At 68.2% G+C, this 18,007-nt stretch carries 18 protein-coding genes and 1 pseudogene; 7 read left to right on the plus strand and 12 right to left on the minus strand.

From position 1 onward, the window contains the following. Window positions 1–3 precede the first annotated feature (3 nt). The gene (locus AC1DU4_RS12760) at window positions 4–1,362 is read right to left on the minus strand and encodes an MFS transporter (protein WP_477840331.1); all 1,359 of its coding nucleotides are present in this window, start codon (window positions 1,360–1,362) and stop codon (window positions 4–6) included. 309 nt (window positions 1,363–1,671) lie between these two features. On the opposite strand from AC1DU4_RS12760, the gene AC1DU4_RS12765 reads away from it, so the two are divergent. The 3 genes from AC1DU4_RS12765 to AC1DU4_RS12775 all read left to right on the plus strand — a co-directional run bounded on the left by AC1DU4_RS12765 (window position 1,672) and on the right by AC1DU4_RS12775 (window position 4,802). Beyond that, window positions 1,672–2,709 carry an AraC family transcriptional regulator gene (locus tag AC1DU4_RS12765; RefSeq protein ID WP_477840332.1) on the plus strand — a complete coding sequence of 346 codons (1,038 nt, stop codon included), beginning with the start codon at window positions 1,672–1,674 and terminating at the stop codon, window positions 2,707–2,709. Between the two features lie 97 nt (window positions 2,710–2,806). Further along, window positions 2,807–4,222 carry an amidase gene (locus AC1DU4_RS12770; protein ID WP_477840334.1) on the plus strand — a complete coding sequence of 472 codons (1,416 nt, stop codon included), beginning with the start codon at window positions 2,807–2,809 and terminating at the stop codon, window positions 4,220–4,222. A gap of 16 nt (window positions 4,223–4,238) precedes the next feature. After that, window positions 4,239–4,802, plus strand: a complete 564-nt coding sequence (locus tag AC1DU4_RS12775) for a TetR/AcrR family transcriptional regulator (RefSeq protein ID WP_477840336.1) — start codon at window positions 4,239–4,241, stop codon at window positions 4,800–4,802. Between the two features lie 16 nt (window positions 4,803–4,818). Here AC1DU4_RS12775 and AC1DU4_RS12780 read toward each other — a convergent pair whose 3' ends face one another. The 5 genes from AC1DU4_RS12780 to AC1DU4_RS12800 form a co-directional block, all read right to left on the minus strand. Continuing rightward, entirely contained in the window at window positions 4,819–5,844 is a 1,026-nt protein-coding gene (locus AC1DU4_RS12780; RefSeq protein ID WP_477840338.1) for a zinc-dependent alcohol dehydrogenase family protein, read from the minus strand. 802 nt (window positions 5,845–6,646) lie between these two features. Further along, window positions 6,647–7,129 (minus strand): adenosine-specific kinase, encoded by a 483-nt coding sequence (locus AC1DU4_RS12785; protein WP_477840340.1) that lies wholly within the window; start codon window positions 7,127–7,129, stop codon window positions 6,647–6,649. A gap of 140 nt (window positions 7,130–7,269) precedes the next feature. After that, window positions 7,270–8,289 (minus strand): hypothetical protein, encoded by a 1,020-nt coding sequence (locus AC1DU4_RS12790; RefSeq protein ID WP_477840341.1) that lies wholly within the window; start codon window positions 8,287–8,289, stop codon window positions 7,270–7,272. Between the two features lie 16 nt (window positions 8,290–8,305). Next, window positions 8,306–9,289, minus strand: a complete 984-nt coding sequence (locus AC1DU4_RS12795) for an alpha/beta hydrolase (RefSeq protein WP_477840343.1) — start codon at window positions 9,287–9,289, stop codon at window positions 8,306–8,308. A gap of 130 nt (window positions 9,290–9,419) precedes the next feature. Continuing rightward, window positions 9,420–9,707: a putative quinol monooxygenase gene (locus AC1DU4_RS12800; protein WP_477840345.1), complete on the minus strand. Its 288-nt coding sequence runs from the start codon at window positions 9,705–9,707 to the stop codon at window positions 9,420–9,422. A gap of 349 nt (window positions 9,708–10,056) precedes the next feature. Here AC1DU4_RS12800 and AC1DU4_RS12805 point away from each other — a divergent pair, with 349 nt between their 5' ends. The 3 genes from AC1DU4_RS12805 to AC1DU4_RS12815 all read left to right on the plus strand — a co-directional run bounded on the left by AC1DU4_RS12805 (window position 10,057) and on the right by AC1DU4_RS12815 (window position 12,844). After that, window positions 10,057–10,815 (plus strand): SDR family NAD(P)-dependent oxidoreductase, encoded by a 759-nt coding sequence (locus tag AC1DU4_RS12805; RefSeq protein WP_477840349.1) that lies wholly within the window; start codon window positions 10,057–10,059, stop codon window positions 10,813–10,815. Between the two features lie 136 nt (window positions 10,816–10,951). Further along, on the plus strand, window positions 10,952–11,833 hold the full coding sequence (locus AC1DU4_RS12810; protein ID WP_477840351.1) for an AraC family transcriptional regulator: 882 nt from the start codon (window positions 10,952–10,954) through the stop codon (window positions 11,831–11,833). A 363-nt stretch (window positions 11,834–12,196) separates the two neighbouring features. Then, complete coding sequence (locus tag AC1DU4_RS12815; protein WP_477840353.1) at window positions 12,197–12,844, plus strand: CatB-related O-acetyltransferase; 648 nt, start codon at window positions 12,197–12,199, stop codon at window positions 12,842–12,844. Between the two features lie 52 nt (window positions 12,845–12,896). Here AC1DU4_RS12815 and era read toward each other — a convergent pair whose 3' ends face one another. The 6 genes from era to AC1DU4_RS12845 form a co-directional block, all read right to left on the minus strand. Beyond that, entirely contained in the window at window positions 12,897–13,817 is a 921-nt protein-coding gene (gene era / locus AC1DU4_RS12820) for a GTPase Era (protein WP_072845862.1), read from the minus strand. Continuing rightward, a complete protein-coding gene (locus tag AC1DU4_RS12825; RefSeq protein ID WP_477840356.1) occupies window positions 13,814–14,221 on the minus strand; it encodes a cytidine deaminase in 408 nt (135 codons plus the stop codon). The genes era and AC1DU4_RS12825 overlap by 4 nt, the downstream gene beginning before the upstream one ends. Continuing rightward, window positions 14,214–15,536 (minus strand): hemolysin family protein, encoded by a 1,323-nt coding sequence (locus tag AC1DU4_RS12830; protein WP_477840358.1) that lies wholly within the window; start codon window positions 15,534–15,536, stop codon window positions 14,214–14,216. Before AC1DU4_RS12830 ends, AC1DU4_RS12825 begins: the two co-directional genes overlap by 8 nt. A gap of 49 nt (window positions 15,537–15,585) precedes the next feature. Next, on the minus strand, window positions 15,586–16,128 hold the full coding sequence (gene ybeY / locus AC1DU4_RS12835; protein ID WP_072845864.1) for an rRNA maturation RNase YbeY: 543 nt from the start codon (window positions 16,126–16,128) through the stop codon (window positions 15,586–15,588). A 64-nt stretch (window positions 16,129–16,192) separates the two neighbouring features. Further along, window positions 16,193–17,275, minus strand: a complete 1,083-nt coding sequence (locus AC1DU4_RS12840; protein ID WP_072845865.1) for a PhoH family protein — start codon at window positions 17,273–17,275, stop codon at window positions 16,193–16,195. 68 nt (window positions 17,276–17,343) lie between these two features. Further along, complete coding sequence (locus tag AC1DU4_RS12845; protein ID WP_477840360.1) at window positions 17,344–17,490, minus strand: hypothetical protein; 147 nt, start codon at window positions 17,488–17,490, stop codon at window positions 17,344–17,346. 57 nt (window positions 17,491–17,547) lie between these two features. Here AC1DU4_RS12845 and AC1DU4_RS12850 point away from each other — a divergent pair. Continuing rightward, a pseudogene (locus AC1DU4_RS12850) lies at window positions 17,548–17,784 on the plus strand (PadR family transcriptional regulator); the annotation flags it as partial. Window positions 17,785–18,007 lie beyond the last annotated feature (223 nt).

Here is an 18,007-nt window from a genome sequence, read left to right on the forward strand (position 1 = left end):
GATCTAGCCCTGGGCCACGAGCGTGTCTGTGGAGACATGCGATGCCTCGCCGGAAGCCTTCGACTCCACCGAGGCAAGCTGGCGGAGGCCGGCCGGGTAGAGCTTCATGCCAAGGCCCAGGACCACGATCGACACGACGGATGCGAGTGGGACCCACTGCAACGCACCGAGCAGACCCAGTCGATCGGACAGCAGTCCGACGACGAACGGCCCGAGGGCCAGCCCGAAGACGTTGTTCGCGAGTACGCCCACACCGAGGGCCGAGGCCCGGATCGACGAGTGGGACAGGCTGGCGACGACCGCCGTTGTGGCACCGGAGAATCCGGAGCAGAAGAACGCCCCGACACCGATCAACACCATCTGTACGGGCCCGTTCGCGAGCTGGAATCCCACCATCAGGCACACCATCGCGATGGCGGCGAACGCGATCGCCGCACTCCACCGGCGTTCGGGTCGCCGGCGTCCCATCCGGTCGGCAGCGATGCCACAGAGCACCGTTCCAGCGCCGATCAAGAGCACGAAGACCGATGCCGCCAGCCCGGCATCCGCGGCCGCCATGTCGTGGTAGCGGTTGAAGTAGCTGGGCAGCCAGGCGAGCAGCACACCCGAGACGAAGAACTGGATTCCGGCGCCGACGTATGCACAGGTCAGAGAGGCGTTCGTGAGCAGGCTCGAAATCGGGGCGCGTCCACTCCCGGAGGCGGGCGCCCCTGAGATCGGCCGGTCGGTGGCATGACGCGCCAGCCGCTGCTCATTGACGAGGATCCGGAACAGGATGATCAGACACAGACCGAAGGCCGCCATGACCAGGAAGGCCGCGCGCCAACCGAGTCGATCCGCGAGCACGCCGCCGAGCGCGACACCGACGACCGAGCCGAAGAACGCCGCACCGAGAATGGCGCCACTGAGCGAGGCATGCAGGCGCGGGGCAAAGACTCCCAGCATGACGGCCATGCCCACGCTCGCGTAGGCGGCCTCGCCGAACCCGAGCAGGAATCGTGCGCCGAGCAGCTGGGAGTAGTTCCCCGCCGCGGCGCACAGGACGGTCGCGACACTCCACAGGACTGCCATGAGGACCACACTGCGGACGCGACCCCAACGGTCGGCGAGCAGTGACATCGGCAGCGCCAACACACCGACCATCAGGGCGACGACGCTGGTCAGGGCCGCGAGTTGCGAATCCGACAGATCCCACTCCGCTTTCAGCACGGGGAAGACGGAACTGAGTACCTGCCGGGACATGTAGTCCGACATCATCAGCCCGAAGATCAGGGTGAAGACCACCCACGGAAAGATCTTCGAGGGTGCGCCTACGCCGGGGACCTCTCGGGGTGGCGTTGACGCCGGGGATTCCAGTTCCATGCGAATTCCTGTTCGTGAAGGGCGCGTTGGGGCGACGCGTCTCGGATATGACCGGTTCGGAAAGCTCGCTGCGGTCCTGAACCAAGGTGTGAACTGCACAAAGGACATGCGTCGATGCGGCGGCGCCCTGATTCGAAGGCGCCGCATCAAGTCCTGACAGGGCATGCGACGGCCGGGGATTGCCCAGCGGAGCCACCGCGCGGACGGATGCGACCAAGCGCGGTGACTCATGTCACGCTATACGCATTGGGGCAAGATCACTTGGCCCATTGGGACACATTCTTTGGCAGCTTGGGACAGGGGCAATCGATGACGGTGCAGAAGGTACGGAGTTCGGCCCTGACCGGGTACGTCGAGTTGACCCAGTCCCTAGGCTCGGACCCCGATCTGTTCATGCGTGCGGTGGGCATCGACCCGACCGCCCTGGCCGTCCCGAACACGTGGCTTCCCGCGGAGCGCGTCGACGAACTGCTCGAGCGCACCGCCGAGGCAACGTCCTGCATGGACTTCGCGGTCAGGATGGCGGACGGACGGGGCGTGTCGATACTCGGGGCAGTCGGTTTGGCGGCCCGGGAAGAGCCGGACGTCCGCAGCGCGATCGCGCTCATACTTCGCCACATGCGGGTACACAACGAGGCGATCCAGATTCGGCTCGTGGAGTTGAACGGGCTTGCCTCACTGCGGATCGAGCCCGCGCCCGGGATGACACTCGGTCGCCAGTCCATCGAACTGGTCGTCGCGTCGTTGGCCCGGATCCTCAGCGCGTTCCTTCCGGACGGTTGGCGGCCGCTGTCCACGTGCTTCGTCCACGACGCGCCGGCCACACTCGACGTCCATCACCGTGCGTTCGGGACGGGCATCGCGTACGAACGGGACTTCAACGGGTTTGTGCTCTACTCGAGCGACCTGGACTCCGTCAACCCGTTGTCGGACCCAATGTTCCAGCCCTACGCGAGGCAGTACCTGGACCTGCTCGCGCCGCCGGAGGATGCCTCCGCCGTCGGACGGGTGCGCGAGATGATCGAGGCGCTCCTGCCGGGCGGAAAGTGCACCGCGGCCCGGATAGCGCGCAGCCTCGGGATGGACCGGCGAACCCTGCACAGACACCTGTCCCAGGCGGGCGAAAACTACTCGTCCGTGGTCGATTCCGTGCGCGCAGATCTCGCGCGGCGGTACGTCACGCGCGGGAACCGGAACCTCACCGACATCGCGGGCGAACTCGGCTTCTCGGACCTGAGTGCCTTCTCGCGCTGGTTCCGCCGACAGTTCGGCATGAGTCCGACCGCATGGGCAGCCCGGGAACGCGAACTCGGCACGCGGTCGCCAGGAGACCCTCCGGCGAGGTAGCACCCCGGCCGGATCCCCCGCGTCTCGCGCGAAAACCGGCACGGCCAACCGCCGCCGGCGCTACTGTTCGTTCGAACGAACAGGACGGAGACACCCGGTGACCACTCACGCCGAAGACACCCGCGAGCTGGGGCTCGAGGACACCGCCGCGGCACTGGCGAACGGAACGACCAGTTCCGTCGACCTGGTCCGGCGCAGCCTCGACACCGCCGAGGCCAGCCAGCCGAGCCTCAACGCCTTCCGGATACTCCGGCGCGAGGCCGCCCTCGCCGAGGCCGCCGAGGCGGACCGCCGCCTGGCCGCGGGCGAACGCGCGCCGCTGCTCGGCGTGCCGATCGCGGTCAAGGACGACGTGGACGTCGCGGGCGAACCCACCGCATTCGGCTGCCCCGGCGAGTTCCCCGCCAAGACCGCTGACTCCGAGGTGGTACGTCGGTTGCGCGCGGCCGGAGCCGTCATCGTCGGCAAGACCAACAGCCCCGAACTGGGCCAGTTCCCGTTGACCGGCGGCAGCTTCGGACATACCCGCAACCCGTGGGCGGCCGACCGGACGCCCGGCGGCTCCTCGGGCGGCAGCGCCGCGGCCGTCGCCGCCGGACTGGTGCCCGCCGCGCTCGGCTCCGACGGCGCCGGGTCAGTGCGGATCCCCGCGTCGTGGACCAACCTGGTCGGGATCAAGCCGCAGCGCGGCCGGGTCTCCACCTGGCCGGAGCCCGAGGCCTTCTACGGACTGACCGTGATCGGCCCGCTGGCCCGCACCGTCGCGGACGCGGCACTGCTGCTGGACCTGGTTTCCGGCTCGCACGAGGGCGACCTGCACCAGCCGCCGCCGGTGACCGTGCGGGACGCCGTCGACCGCGAGCCCGGCCGGCTGCGGATCGCGCTGTCGCTGAAGATCCCCTACACCGCGACCCCTCGCACGCTGGACCCCGAGATCAAGGACGCCGTCGGCACGACCGCACACACACTCCGCAAGCTCGGCCACGAGGTGGTGGTCGCCGACCCCGCCTACGGCATCCTGCTGGGCCTGAACTTCCTGCCCCGCTCGATGGCCGGGATCGAACAGTGGCGCGCGGGACTGCCGGATCCCTCCCTGGTCGACCCGCGCACCCAGGCCAACGCCCGCACCGGCCGACTGCTCGGCGGGCTGCCGCTGCGCGCGTCGCGGGCCGCCGAGCCGCGGATGCGCAGGCGGATCGGCGCCGTCTTCAACGACTTCGACGTGATCCTCGCGCCCAGCACCGCCACCCCGCCGCCGCCGGTCGACGCCATCGACGGGATCGGGCATTTCGAGACCGACAAGGTGATCACCGCGGCYTGCCCGTACACCTGGCCGTGGAATCTGCTCGGCTGGCCGAGCGTCAACGTGCCGGCCGGGTTCACCTCGAACGGGCTGCCGGTCGGCGTGCAGCTGATGGGCCACCATGACACCGAGCCGATGCTGGTGTCGTTGGCCGCGCAGCTCGAACGCGAACTACGGTGGGACCGTGAACGTCCCGAGCAGTGGTGGTGAAGTGAGTGGTGGTGAAGTGACCGAGCGGGCACCCGCGCGGGATCGAATTCTCGCGGCGGTGCTGCACGTGATCGGCACGGACGGCATCGCCGCCGTGACGAACCGGCGGATCGCCGCGCAGGCGCAGGTGTCGCTCGGCTCGATCACCTACCACTTCCCCAGCCAGACGGACATGCTGCGCGACGCCCTGCTCGGCTTCGTCACCGAGGAGACGGCGCGGCTGACCGAGTTGGCGGAGCAGTACCGCGACCACGGACTGAGCGTGCAGGACGCGGCCTCGCTCACCGAGCAGGTGGTCCGCGACCTCGGCTGGGCCGCCGAGCGGGTGGCCCCGTTCGAGCTGTACATCCAGGCCGGCCGCGACCCGGCGCTGCAGGAGGCCGCGAGCGAGTGCTTCGCCGCCTACGACACCCTCACCGTCACCATCCTCGAGGCGCTGGGCGTGCCGAACGCGGCGATGCTGGCCCCGACACTGGTCGCCACGATCGCCGGCCTGCAGCTGCGCCGCCTGGCGACCGGCGGCGCGGGCACCGACGTCTCCACCGCGATCCTGCTGCTGGTCGGCGGGGCGCAGGCGTGAGGCGGGCAACCGCCTCCTACGGTTCGAACATCAGCAGCGGTTTGCCCCCGTGTTCGGGAGCTTCGGCCAAATAGACGGCTTCGCTGAACTTTTCGACGGGGATCGGCTGGCCCTCCGGCACGCGCAACACTCCGCTGTCCGCGAGCTGAACTGTCCGGTCGATCGCCGCAGCCATCCGATCCTTCGGGGTCTCGGCGAACCAGCGGAACAGCCAAAACCCGCGAACTATCTTTGTTTCGTAGATCAGCGAACGCGCGAAGATCGGGATGGTGAGTTTGTCGGGATCGGTTTGGCGGTGCGTGGACAGCGCACCGTAGACGACCAGCTCACCGTGCGGTGCCAGCGCACGCGACACGTCGGCACCCACCTGACCGCTGACACAGTCGATCGCCTTGGACACGCCGTCGTGGCCTGCGATGTCGGCCACCCGTTCGCGCAGGTCCTCGTCCTCCGTGCAGATCACCGCGGTGCCTCCCAGCGCGAGGATGCCCTCGACAGCGGATCGACGGCGGACCACGTTGAGGGTCTTGAAGCCGACATGCGCCCCGAGTTGGATGACCGACTGACCCACGGTTGAACCGGCCGCCGTCTGCAGGAGCCATTCGCCCGGTCGAACATCGAGCTCGTCACCGGTCAAGATCACGGCGGCGAGAGGATTGGCGAGAATCTGGGCGGCCGTGGAATCGCTCATGCCGGCGGGAACCGGCAAGACCCGCCCGGCATCGGCGACGACATACTCCTGCCACGTGCCCGTGACTCCGATCGTGATGACGCGTTGCCCGACGGTCAGACCGTCTGTGCCGCTACCGAGTTCGTCGATCACACCGACGGATTCGATGCCGGGCACGGTCGGGAACTCCGGGGTGAATCCGTACCTCCCGCGGATGGTGTGCAGATCGCTGGCATGGACAGGTACAGCTGTCACCCGGATCCGGACCTGACCGGGACCGGGATCCGGTAGTGGGCGGGTCCGCAGGTGCAGGACCTCGGACGGTTCGCCCAAGTTGTCGGCTACGACAGACCGCATCGTTCGCATCGTCATGACGCTCCTTCGGTCGGGTCTTGCAGTGGTGATCGATCTCGAGGCTCCGACCCGTCTGGGCGGTGTCAACGAGAACGTGGCCGAGCGGGGACGCCCAGGAGGTTGAATCCGTATCGTCACGATGCCTTCGTGGCTCGGGAGCACGCCCCGACACCAGTCGAAGTTCGTTGCTGTCGCGCGCAGCCCGCATCGGTGAAGCTAGGGGGTTCGTCGTGGGGAGGGCGATGCCGAACCATCCACGCGAGCGGATCTGCCGGCTTGGCTCACCCCACATTTCCGGGGATTGCAGTGAGTTCGAGGGCGGCATTGAAGCAGAGCCCACTCACGCCTGCGGGTCCCGAATAGAAACCCGGGAGGGCGGGACCGTATCCGACATAACCGCCAGGGTGGGTGACGACACCCAATCCTGGCGCTACCACGGCGGTCCCTATCCCCGCCGTCGCGAACACCGCGCACGTCCATGCGGGGTCCCTGGCATCGTCGAGGTACAAGGAGCCCTGGACGCCGGGGGCCGGGTCGCCGCTTATCAACACCGGGTCGGCTGATGCGGGCCCCGACGAGAGGGCGATCGCTGCTGCAAGGCTGAGGGAAACACCGACGGCTCGCCACGTGCTGTTCATGATTCGATCCCTTCTGATGTCAGCCCAGGAGTTCGGCCGCCCGAACGGCTGGCACATCCCGCCGGACCCTATGGGAGCGTGGTGATCTGAAGGGCGGTCCGGAGACCGCCGGGGTGAAGATGCGGTGGACCGGATGCAGTCTCACTGATTCGAGGTCCGCTCGATCCACATGCCAAGGGCGCTCAGAGTTTGTAACCGATCGTGCGGAGCAGTGCCTTGCGGTCTGCGACATCGCCGTTCGTCTCCACGCCTGCAGGTGCGTACCCGTCGATCACACCGACAATGCCCCGGCCGAGCTCCGTCTCGGCCACGATGACCTCGACGGGGTTGGCCGTAGCGCAGAAGATGCCGCACACCTCTGGTACCTGCTTCAGCGTGTTCAGGATGTTCACCGGATAGCCTTCCTCGACGAACACGAAGAACGAGTGGCCCGCGCCGACCGTGAGTGCGTTGCGCGTGGCCAACTCGACGAGGCGGTCGTCGTTGCCCGAGCAGCGCACGAGGCGAGGGCCCGAAGCTTCGCAGAACGCCACACCGAACCGGAGATGGGGACTCACTCCAGCCAGCGCTTCGTGCAGGTCCTCGACGGTCTTGATGAAGTGCGCCTGCCCGACGACAACGTTCATGTCGTCGGGCTTGTCGACCGCCACGATGTGCAACTCCACGATTGCCTCCTCGGTTGCTGCGACTGTGCAGGCCACCGTCGAAATAAGTCTGCCTCGCTCCGGTAACGACGGCAACGACTCCACGTGTTCTCCGTCCGTCAGGCTTGAGGTGCTGCGGTGCGCAACGGCGCTGCAGGCAGTCATGACGCCGGACTCCCAACGACGTGCAGATCGGGTTGGTCGGCGTTCAGGCGGTTCAGAGTCCGGGCGACTGCCTCCCGAGCAGGCGTTTGCTCATCCGATCCGATCGCGGCTTCGACGACGGTTCGAACGGGGAGTCGGCGGCACAGGTCCGCGACCGCTTCTTCGATTTCTGCGTCCGCGGTGCGTCCGGTGGCCCACGCGCAGGCGAGCACTGCGATGTCGTGAAGCTGGCTGGAGTCTCTCGCGAGGAGCGCAAAGGGCAGGAGGTCGTCGAAGACCGCTCGCAGGGTTTTGATCGGGGATTCCTCGGCTGCCTGAAGCGGGAGGAGATCGGCGAGGGCGCGCGCGTTGGTGAGGACCATCTGTGCTGTCCACATCTCCGGGTCTGGTTGCGCCAGTGTGAGTGTCGTGCCGTCTGTGCAGTCGATGGCTGATGCGGTCCAGGCGCCGGCGTCGTGGCGAAGGGTGCCGTTGCCGCGGACGTCGTCCAAGACTGCGAATGCCAGGAGACTGCCGGTAGCGAGCGCGTGTTCGCTTGCCTGGACGATGCACTCCTGGAGCGTGAGGTGGTGCCGTGACGGCAGAACGACGATCCCGTTGCATGTGCAGTTGACGGCCGCGATGCGGCGTCCGCCGCGGTAGACGGTCAGTTCGGTCAGGTCGGCCTGCCGTTGCTCAGTCAGGATGACAGTGATCTCGGGGACCTGCGAGGCAAGGGCTTTCACCGCTCGCGCGGAACTGCCGTCGGCTGCCACGGTGTAGCGGGCTTCGAGGAAGCCGGCTTCGGTCGTTGCCAGCGTTGGTCCCGTGACCCTGGGCAGTTCTCCCTCGAACTGCCGAACGGTGCGGAGCGGGCTCGGGCCTGTTCGTTGTTGGGGGGCGATCACAGTGTCGATGGGAAGCGGCGGCGTGCCGGGTGGGCGTCCCAACTCCTCGGACTCGAGGACCAGGACCAGCTCCGACACCGAGGACCGTGGCCCGGTGATGACGATCTGGCTTCGCGTATTGGATTTCAATGGTCTCTCCTGGTGACTATTCGGCGGCGGGTGTGAGCGCAGCGGTGCTGGCAAGGACACGGCCGAGCCAGTCGCTGCGGGTCTGCCGGGCGGTCCGGGAGAGCGCGGCGTGCGAGAAGAGGGCGTCGAAGCCGTGGAATCCGCCGGCCCAGACCTGCAGCTCGGCCTGCCCTCCGGCAGCCCAGATTCGTGACGCGTAGGCGACGACCTCGTCTCGGAAGACCTCGGCCGAGCCTGCATCGAGATAGGTAGTCGGCAGGCCGGAAAGGTCCTCGGCGATCGCGGGCGACACACAACCCGGGACAGGTCCGTCGCCGAAATCCTCGAGGACCGAGCTCCACCCGAAAGCGTTCGCATCGCGCGACCAGACAGCCGGTCCGTCGAACTGGTGGCTCGAGGTCGTGTCGTTTCGATGGTCGAGCATCGGAGAGATCAGGACCTGCGCGGCGAGGGCGGGTCCCCTGCGCTCGCGTGCGAGAAGGGTGGTGCCAGCGGCAAGTCCGCCCCCGGCGCTGGTACCGGCGATCACGAGCTTGCTCGGGTCGATGCCGAGATCTCCGGCATGCTCTGCGGTCCAGACCAGGCCTGCGTAGCAGTCCTCGACGAGCGTCGTGCCGGAGAAGTCTGGTGCCAGCCGGTAGTCGACGGAGACGACGACCGCACCGAACCTGGCCAKCCAGTCGAGCGGAATGTCGATCTGGGAGTAGCGGTCACCCATGATCATTCCTCCGCCGTGCAGCCAGTAGATGCAGGGCGCGTGGCCGGCGGTGAGATCGGCGCCCGCGGGGCGGAGGACGGTGACCGGGATCTGGGTGCCGTCGAAGCTGGCGATCGAAATTTCCTGACGRTCGACGGTGTGGCCGGCCACGGCCGCTTCGACGGGAACGGTCGCGTAGGGGCGGATCGTCTCGAGGGTCTGCTCGTCCAGCGGGGGTGTTTCCGGCATGGAGGAGACCAGGTCCTGGAGTTCGGGGTCGAGGGCGGGGCGGGCGGGGATCATGTCAGTTCCTTTGGGTGCGTGGGTTGGCTCGCGTCGTGGCCGTTGAGTGCGGAAGGGTGCGGTGTGGTGTGGTGTCGGGACCTCACCGCCGATGGGGGGCGTCGTTGAACCACGACGTCTGGGGTGTGGATCAGTAGTTGGCCCTTCCGCGGACGGCGATGAGGTCGTCGTAGGTCGGCTCGCCGGCCAGGATGTTGGCGAACTGTGCGACGATCGCCTGTGCCGCCTCACCGGCGAAGATCCGGTGGTGGTCCTCCTCAGTCGTCCAGCCCTCCTGGACCGTGACGACGTCAGGGTTGGTGGCCGAGCGGCTCACCAGGTACACCACACACCATTCGGTGGCTCCCGGGTTGCCCTCGTCGAGGCCCGTCAGCAGGAGCTCGACCAGCTGGTCGCCCATGCCCGGCTTGGCAGTCATCGTGCAGGTGAATCCGTAGTTTGCGTTCATGGCTCAATCAAGCCAGCGCACATGAAGATCCTGTAGACCGATGCTCTCCACCGCTTGCCAATTCCTACGGCACTTCAGGCGGGCCGATCGTTCGCCCACGCGGCGGTGGTCGTGACGCGGGTCGACATACATGACCCGGGCGGCTGTCTCGGTGATCTGCGACGTCATCGGTCGGCGAATCGCGACGGCGGTTGATGGGGAGCAGCAGGGCCGGCAGAGGAATAGGCAAGCCTCCGAGCGCATCGGTCTACAGCGGCGGAGTTTCGTCTCTTTGAATGGAGATCACTCAACGCCATCCCTATTCGAAGCGGAGCCTCTCATGCAGATCGCAGTCATCACCGGGTCCAGCGCCGGCATCGGCCAGGCCACGGCCCGCGAGCTTGCCAGGCAGGGCATCGGGGTCATCACGACCTACCGGTCCCACAAGAGCGAGGGCGACGAAACCGTCGCGAGGATCGAGGCCGAGGGCGGCGCCGCGGTAGCGCTCCCGCTGGACCTGACCGCCATGTCCAGCATCGACGAGTTCGTCGCCCGGGCGAAGGTTGAAGTGGCATCCCGCTGGTCGGCGTCCGAGGTGGACTACTTGGTCAACAACGCAGGCGTCGGTGGTGCCGCGATGTTCGACGACATCACGGAGGAAACCTTCGACACCTTCCACAACGTGTTGTTCAAGGGCCCGTACTTCCTGACGCAGAAGCTGCTTCCGGTGCTCGCCGACGGCGGCGCAATCGTCAACACTGGTAGCACCGCGGCGCTCCCCAATCGAGTTACCCCTGGCTACTCCGCCTACGCCGCACAGAAGAGCGCGCTACACACCGTCACCGCCTTCTGGGCGAAAGAGCTCGCTGAGCGGGGAATCCGCGTCAACACGGTCGCGCCGGGAACCACGAGGACACGAATTGACGGCGATGCCTTCACGAAGATGCCGGAGATGCTCTCGGCCCTCGGCCAGGCGGTCGCGCTGGGACGGGTCGGCGAGCCCGAGGACGTCGCGAAGGTCATCGCGTTCCTTCTGAGCGACGCGGCTGCGTGGATCACCGGGCAGGTGCTCGAGGTTTCCGGCGGCGAGCGGCTCTGAAGGTCGCCTGGCCCCCAGAGCCCCGCCACGAATTGGCCACCGGATGCGATTGCCCGAGCGGAACATCGGCTGCCCGGCGTCGAACTCGATCGCCCTATGATCGGTTCACCACGGGCTTCGAGAACAGGAGCATCAGGTGAGCATCGAAGAGATCCGCAGTCTGATCACCATTCATGCGCACAGGGAAGACCTGGGGCTTTCCGGGGTCCGGATCAACAAGATCACCGATCCCACGCAACCGACTCCCTCGATCGCGGAGCCAATTCTCGCGTTCTCGATGCAGGGTGCGAAGCGGATCGCGCTCGGCGACAGCGTCTATGACCAGGTACCCGGGACCTTCATGACCGTTGCGGTCGATCTCCCGATCACTGGCCACTACGTTCAGGCGTCCCGTGCCGAGCCCTACCTCGGGTTCGCACTCGAACTTCGTTCGTCGTCGATCGCCGAACTACTCGTAGGGGCGGCCTCTGGCCTGCCCGGGATCCAAGCCCCCACTCCTCCCGGTCTCTCGATCAACCGAGCGACCCCGGAAATGCTCGACGCGATCGCGCGACTGCTTGCGTTGATCGAACGGCCGACGGACGCACCGGTTCTCGCACCACTGCTCGAGCGCGAGATCCTCTGGCGCGTGCTGTCCGGCCCTGCCGGACCGGCGGTGCGTCAGATCGGCCTCGGGGACAGCAGCCTGACCTACATCGGTCGGGCCATCCGGCACCTGCGTTCCAACGCGTTCGAACCGATCCAAGTCGAGGAGTTGGCACAGCTGAGCGGGATGGGTGTCTCGTCGTTTCACAAGCAGTTCCGCGCGGTGACCGAGATGAGCCCGATTCAGTACCAGAAGCGAATTCGCCTCCAAGAAGCACGACTTCGACTTTTCAACAGTCCGCACGACATTGCGGCGGTAGGCCATTCCGTTGGCTACGGCAGCGCTTCTCAGTTCAGCCGGGAGTACCGCCGTGAGTTCGGTGTCACGCCGAGTGCCGACGCCTCGAGAATGCGTCAGGAGGGCCAGGCCTGACCTGGGCTCACGGGGTGCCCGGGCAGCGCTTCCGGAGCGGGGGGCGTGTGGGGGGCGGTGCGGTCTGGCGACTGTTCGGGATTAGCCGTGGGTGACGTGACGGTGACGTGACCGACTGTCGGCATGGGCGCGGGGACGCTCCGGTCAGGGAACATCCTGGTCGCGTGGGTCTCACGATCCCGGCGCCGATGTTGGCCGGTACGGACCGCCACCGCGGTATGACGGGGGAACATTGACGTAAGACCGGTTACTGGAGCGCGGCTACCTTAGGTGGGTGTGTCTCAACCCTCGGCCCCGCGAGCGCCTCAGCAGAATTGCTCTCGCAGGTCCTTGTCTCAGTATTCGTCAACCCGAGGAGCCGAATTGCCCGCCCGCCACGCACCCGACCCCACGACCGTGCACCCGGTCGCGGGACAGCCGCGGGTCGTCCTGCTCAGACCGCTGATCGACAACCCCCTGATCGAGATCGGGGAGTACACCTACTACGACGACCCCGAGTTCGCCGAGCAGTTCGAGACGCGAAACGTGCTGCACCACTACGGTCCCGACCGCCTCGTGATCGGAAAGTTCTGCGCCCTCGCCACGGGGACGACCTTCATCATGAACGGCGCGAACCACCGGATGGACGGGGTGTCGACCTTCCCCTTCCCGATCATGGGCGGCGCGTGGGCCGAACACCTCGACCTGGTGACCGACCTGCCCTCGCGGGGCGACACCGTCGTCGGGCACGACGTGTGGATGGGCGGCAACGTCACCGTCATGCCCGGCGTCCGCATCGGCCACGGGGCGATCATCTCCACGGGATCCGTTGTCACCCGCGATGTTCCCGACTACGCCGTCGTCGGCGGCAACCCCGCCGTCCACATCAAGGACCGCTTCTCCCCCGACGAGGTTCGGGAACTGCTCGCCCTCGCCTGGTGGGACTGGCCGATCGAGACCGTCACCGAGCACCTGCGGACCATCGCCTCGGGCACCGTCGCCGAGCTGGCCCTGGTCGCTCCGCACTCGTGAGTGGTTGACGGGTCCTTCGGACCCGTCAACCACGCACGGGCGGCGCAGCCACCTAGAAGCCCAGGCGGCCCAGCTGCTTCGGGTCGCGCTGCCAGTCCTTGGCGACCTTCACGTGCAGCTCCAGGAACACCCGGGTGCCGAGCAGCTTCTCGATCTGGGTGCGGGCCTTGGTGCCGACCTCGCGCAGCCGGACGCCGCCCTTGCCGATCACGATGCCCTTCTGGCTGGGCCGCTCCACGTAGAGCAGCGCGTGCACGTCGAGCAGTTCGCCCTGCTTCTCGGTGCGGCCCTCGCGCGGGATGATCTCCTCGATGACGACGGCCAGCGAGTGCGGCAGCTCGTCACCCAGGCCCTCGAGCGCGGCCTCGCGGATCAGCTCCGCCATCAGCGTCTCCTCGGGCTCGTCGGTGAGCTCCCCGTCCGGGTAGAACGCCGGCCCGGGATCCATCTTCGACGCGAGCAGGTCCACGACGACCTCGACCTGCTCCCCCGACGCGGCCGAGACCGGCACCACGTCGCAGTCCGGGCCCAGCAGCTTCGACAGCGCCAGCAGCTGCTCGGCGACCTTCTCCCGGCTCACCTTGTCGATCTTGGTGACGATGCCGATCAGCGTGGTCTTCGGCGCCATCTGCCGCACCTGGTCGAGGATCCAGCGGTCGCCGGGACCGATCTTCTCGTCGGCGGGGATGCACAGGCCGATCGCGTCGACCTCGGAGTAGGTGTCGCGCACCAGGTCGTTGAGCCGCTGACCGAGCAGCGTCCGCGGCCGGTGCAGGCCGGGGGTGTCGACCAGGATCAGCTGCGAGTTCTCGCGGTGCACGATGCCGCGGATGGTGTGCCGGGTGGTCTGCGGCCGCGACGAGGTGATCGCGATCTTGCTGCCGACCAGCGCGTTGGTCAGCGTCGACTTGCCGGTGTTCGGCCGGCCGACGAAACAGACGAAGCCGGAACGGAATTCAGTCTCAGTACTCACAGTTGTTCTCCATCGGTAGGGCTGTCGGGCGTCCAGCCCATGACGTGCGGTGCCGACCCGTCGGCGCGGGCGGCGATGAGTTTGACGGTCGTGGTCACCTCGGTGAGGGCGAGCACGCCGGGTTCGGCGTTCCAGACGGCCTCGACGATCTCCTGGGCGGTGCCGGTCAGGTCGGCGTCGACCACGGCGGCGGCCTCGAACCCCTGCGCGCCGCTCGACAGCGCCGCGACCACCGCCGCCTGCAGCGCGGTGAGGGTCAGCGCGTCGAGCGAGACCGGACCGGCGGCGTAGGTGCGGCCGTCGAGGTCCCGCACGGCGGCGCCCTGGCGCCCGCCGGTGCGTCCCATGGCGGCGCGGGCCAGGACCACCAGCTTGGCGTCCTCCTCGGCGAGTTGGTCACTCATGTCGGCCCCTCCCGGTCTCGGTCCGTCCACCCGGTTCGTCGTCCGGTTCCGGCAGGCGCCACGCCAGCACGGTGTTGATCCGGACCCGGCCGCGCGGGTCGCCGCCGCCCTCGGCACGCAGCGCCAGCCCGTGGGTGTTCACCTCGGAGCCGGGCAACGGCACCCGGCCGAGTTCGTAGCCGAGCAGCCCGCCGACGGTCTCGACCTCGTCGTCGTCGATCTCGATGTCGAACAGTTCGCCGAGGTCCTCGACGGGCAGGCGCGCGGACACCCGGAAGCGTCCGTCGCCGAGCGTCTCCACCGGCGGTGTCTCGTCGGTGTCGTACTCGTCGGCGATCTCGCCGACGATCTCCTCGATCACGTCCTCGATGGTCACCAGCCCGGCGATGCCGCCGTACTCGTCGACCAGCAGTGCCATGTGGTTGCGGTCGCGCTGCATCTCGGCGAGCAGGCTGTCGAGCGGCTTGGAGTCCGGCACGAACACCGGTGGCCGCATCACCTCCTCGACGGTGACGCCGCCGCCGCCGTCGGTGGAGTGGTAGGTCCGCGCCACCAGGTCCTTGAGGTACACCACGCCGAGCACGTCGTCGACGTTCTCGCCGATCACCGGGATCCGGGAGTGGCCGCTGCGCACCGCCAGCGACGTGGCCTGGCCGGCCGACTTGTCCGCCTCGATCCACACCATCTCGGTGCGCGGCACCATCACCTCGCGGGCCGGGGTGTCGCCGAGTTCGAAGACGGACTGGATCATCCGGCGTTCCTCGTCGGCCACCACGCCGCGTTCCTGCGCCAGGTCGACGAGCTCGAGCAGCTCGATCTCGGAGGCGAACGGGCCGTTGCGGAAGCCCTTGCCCGGGGTCAGCGCGTTGCCGAGCAGGATCAGCAGCCGGCTGATCGGGCTGAGCAGCACCGCCAGCGCCTGCAGGGGCATCGCCCCGACCAGCGCGATCGAGTACGCGTGCTGACGGCCCACGGTCCGCGGTCCGACGCCGATCGCCACGTAGTTGACCAGGATCATCACCACCGCCGAGATCACCAGCGCCCAGCCGCGGCTGAGCAGGTCCAGCAGCGCGGCGGCCAGCAGCACGGTGGCGCAGATCTCCGCGGCGATCCGCAGCAGCACCACCAGGTTCACGTACCGCGGACGGTCCGAGACGACGGCCAGCAGCCGCTGCGCACCCGGGCGGCCGTCCTTGACCATCTCCTCCACGCGGGCGTGGGAGACCGTGTTGAGCGCGGAGTCGACGGCCGCGAACAGGCCGCCGACCAGGACGAGGGCGACGGCCAGCAGGATCAGCCCGATGTCACCGGTCACGGACACTCACGGCTCGCCGGGTTCGCCGAACTCCACGGTAGGCACCGCCTCACTGCTGGGGGCCGTCGACAAACCCGGTCTTGCCGAGCAGCCGCTGGTCGCGGGCGGCCAGCTCGGCCTCCCGCTCGGCGCGGGCCAGGTCCTCGTACCAGTCGGCGAGCAGGCTGTTCTGCAGCGCGAACATCTCCTTCTCCTCCTCCGGCTCGGCGTGGTCGTAGCCGAGCAGGTGCAGGACGCCGTGCACGGTGAGCAGGGCCAGCTCGTGCGCGGTGGAGTGACCGGCCTTGGCGGCCTGGTCGGCGGCGAACGCCGGGCACAGCACGATGTCGCCGAGCATGGCGGGTCCGGGCTCCGGCGCGTCGGGCCGTCCGCCGGGCTCGAGCTCGTCCATCGGGAACGACATCACGTCGGTGGGGCCGGGCAGGTCCATCCACCGCATGTGCAGCTCGGCCATCGTGTCGAGGTCGACGAGGACCATCGACAGCTCGGCGGCCGGGTGCACGTCCATCTGGGCGATGACGAACCGCGCGACGTTGATCAGCTCGGGTTCGGAGACGTCGATCCCGGACTCGTTGGATACCTCAATGCTCATGACAGTCGATCTCCTCGGGCGGCCGCGTGGGTGACGGTGGTGGGGTCCAACGGACGGGGCGGCACTAGCGCCGCTGCGAGCGGGCCGACGCCGACCGCCGGTGCGCCCGGTTGCCGAGCGTCACCTCGTCGACGCGCTCGGTCTCGAAGCGCTCGTAGGCGTCGACGATGTCGGAGACCAGCCGGTGCCGGACCACGTCCGCGCTGGTCAGCTCGGCGAAGTGGATGTCGTCGATGTCGGTGAGGATCTCGCTGGCCGCGCGCAGGCCGGAGCGGGCGCCGCCGGGCAGGTCCACCTGGGTGACGTCGCCGGTGACCACGATCTTCGAGCCGAAACCCAGCCGGGTCAGGAACATCTTCATCTGCTCGGCGGTGGTGTTCTGCGCCTCGTCGAGGATGATGAACGCGTCGTTGAGGGTGCGTCCGCGCATGTACGCCAGCGGCGCCACCTCGATCACCCCGGCCTGCATCAGCTTCGGGATGGCCTCGGGATCCATCATGTCGTGCAGCGCGTCGTGCAGCGGCCGCAGGTACGGGTCGATCTTCTCGTGCAGGGTGCCGGGCAGGAAGCCGAGCCGCTCGCCCGCCTCGACCGCGGGCCGGGTCAGGATGATGCGGCTGACATTCTTGCTCTGCAGCGCCTGCACGGCCTTGGCCATGGCCAGGTACGTCTTACCGGTGCCGGCCGGGCCGATGCCGAACACGATGGTGTTCGCGTCGATCGCGTCCACGTAGCGCTTCTGGTTGACCGTCTTGGGCCGGATGGTCTTGCCGCGCCGGGACAGGATGTCGAGGCTGAGCACCTCGGCCGGGGACTCCCCCATGCCGTCGGTGAGCATCCCGACGCTGCGCCGCACCGCGTCCGGCGTCAGCGACTGGCCGCGGGCGACGAGGACGGCCAGTTCGCCGATCGCCCGCTCGGCCAGGGCGACGTCCGCGCTGGTGCCGGTGAGGGTGATGGTGTTGCCGCGCACGTGGATGTCCGCGGTGAGTGCCCGCTCGAGAGCCTTGAGGTTCTCGTCCGCGGAGCCGAGCAACGGGAGCGCAATTTCGGGGTCGATCTCCATGCTGGAGCGGACCGTACGCTGTGCCGGGCGGTCCCGGCTCCCGTCCGGCGTCGACACCGAGGTCACCGTGGTCTCGCCCATTTCGCTGTCTGCACTCACGTGTTGGCTTCGGCCTGCTTCCCTGACTCGACGATGCCTGTGCCTGCAGTCTATCGCGGGTCCACGCGGCCACCCACCGAGTTCACCCGGCCGGGACCCGCCGCGGGCGACCGCCCGCCCCCGGCATCCCGGATCCACGCCCGCGCCTGGTCGACCACCGCCGCCTCGCCCAGCAATTCCAGTTCGTGCTCGGCCACGGACCGCTCGAGACCGGATCTCGCACCCCACGATTGCTCTAGCGCTAGAGTAGTCCCGTGACCGACCATCTGACGGATGCCGAGCTGACCCTGCTCGGCCTCCTGAGTGAGCGCCCCCGGCACGGCTACGACCTCGACCGCGTGATCGAGGACCGAGGCATGCGGGAGTGGACCTCGTTGGGGTTCTCCTCGATCTACTACCTCCTCGACAAGCTCTCTCGCAGAGGCCTTGTCGAGCCGGAGTCCGCGGCCGAGCCCCGTTCGCGGCGTGCGACCTACCGGCTCACCGACGCAGGTCACGCGCTGGCGGCGGCGCAGACGCTCGACGCCGTCGACACCCTCACACCGATCCGGGCGAGGGTCCTCGTCGGCATCGCCAACAGCCCGGACCTCGGCACGCCGGAGGTGACGGATCGGCTTCGCCGTCGGGCCGCGCGCCTCCGGGCGCAGCTCGACGCGCTGCGCGAACGGTCGCGGGCGCAGTCGCCGCTCCCCGACCACGCAGCCGCACTCTTCC

The sequence above is a fragment of the Rhodococcus sp. P4_F5 genome (genome assembly GCF_056401315.1).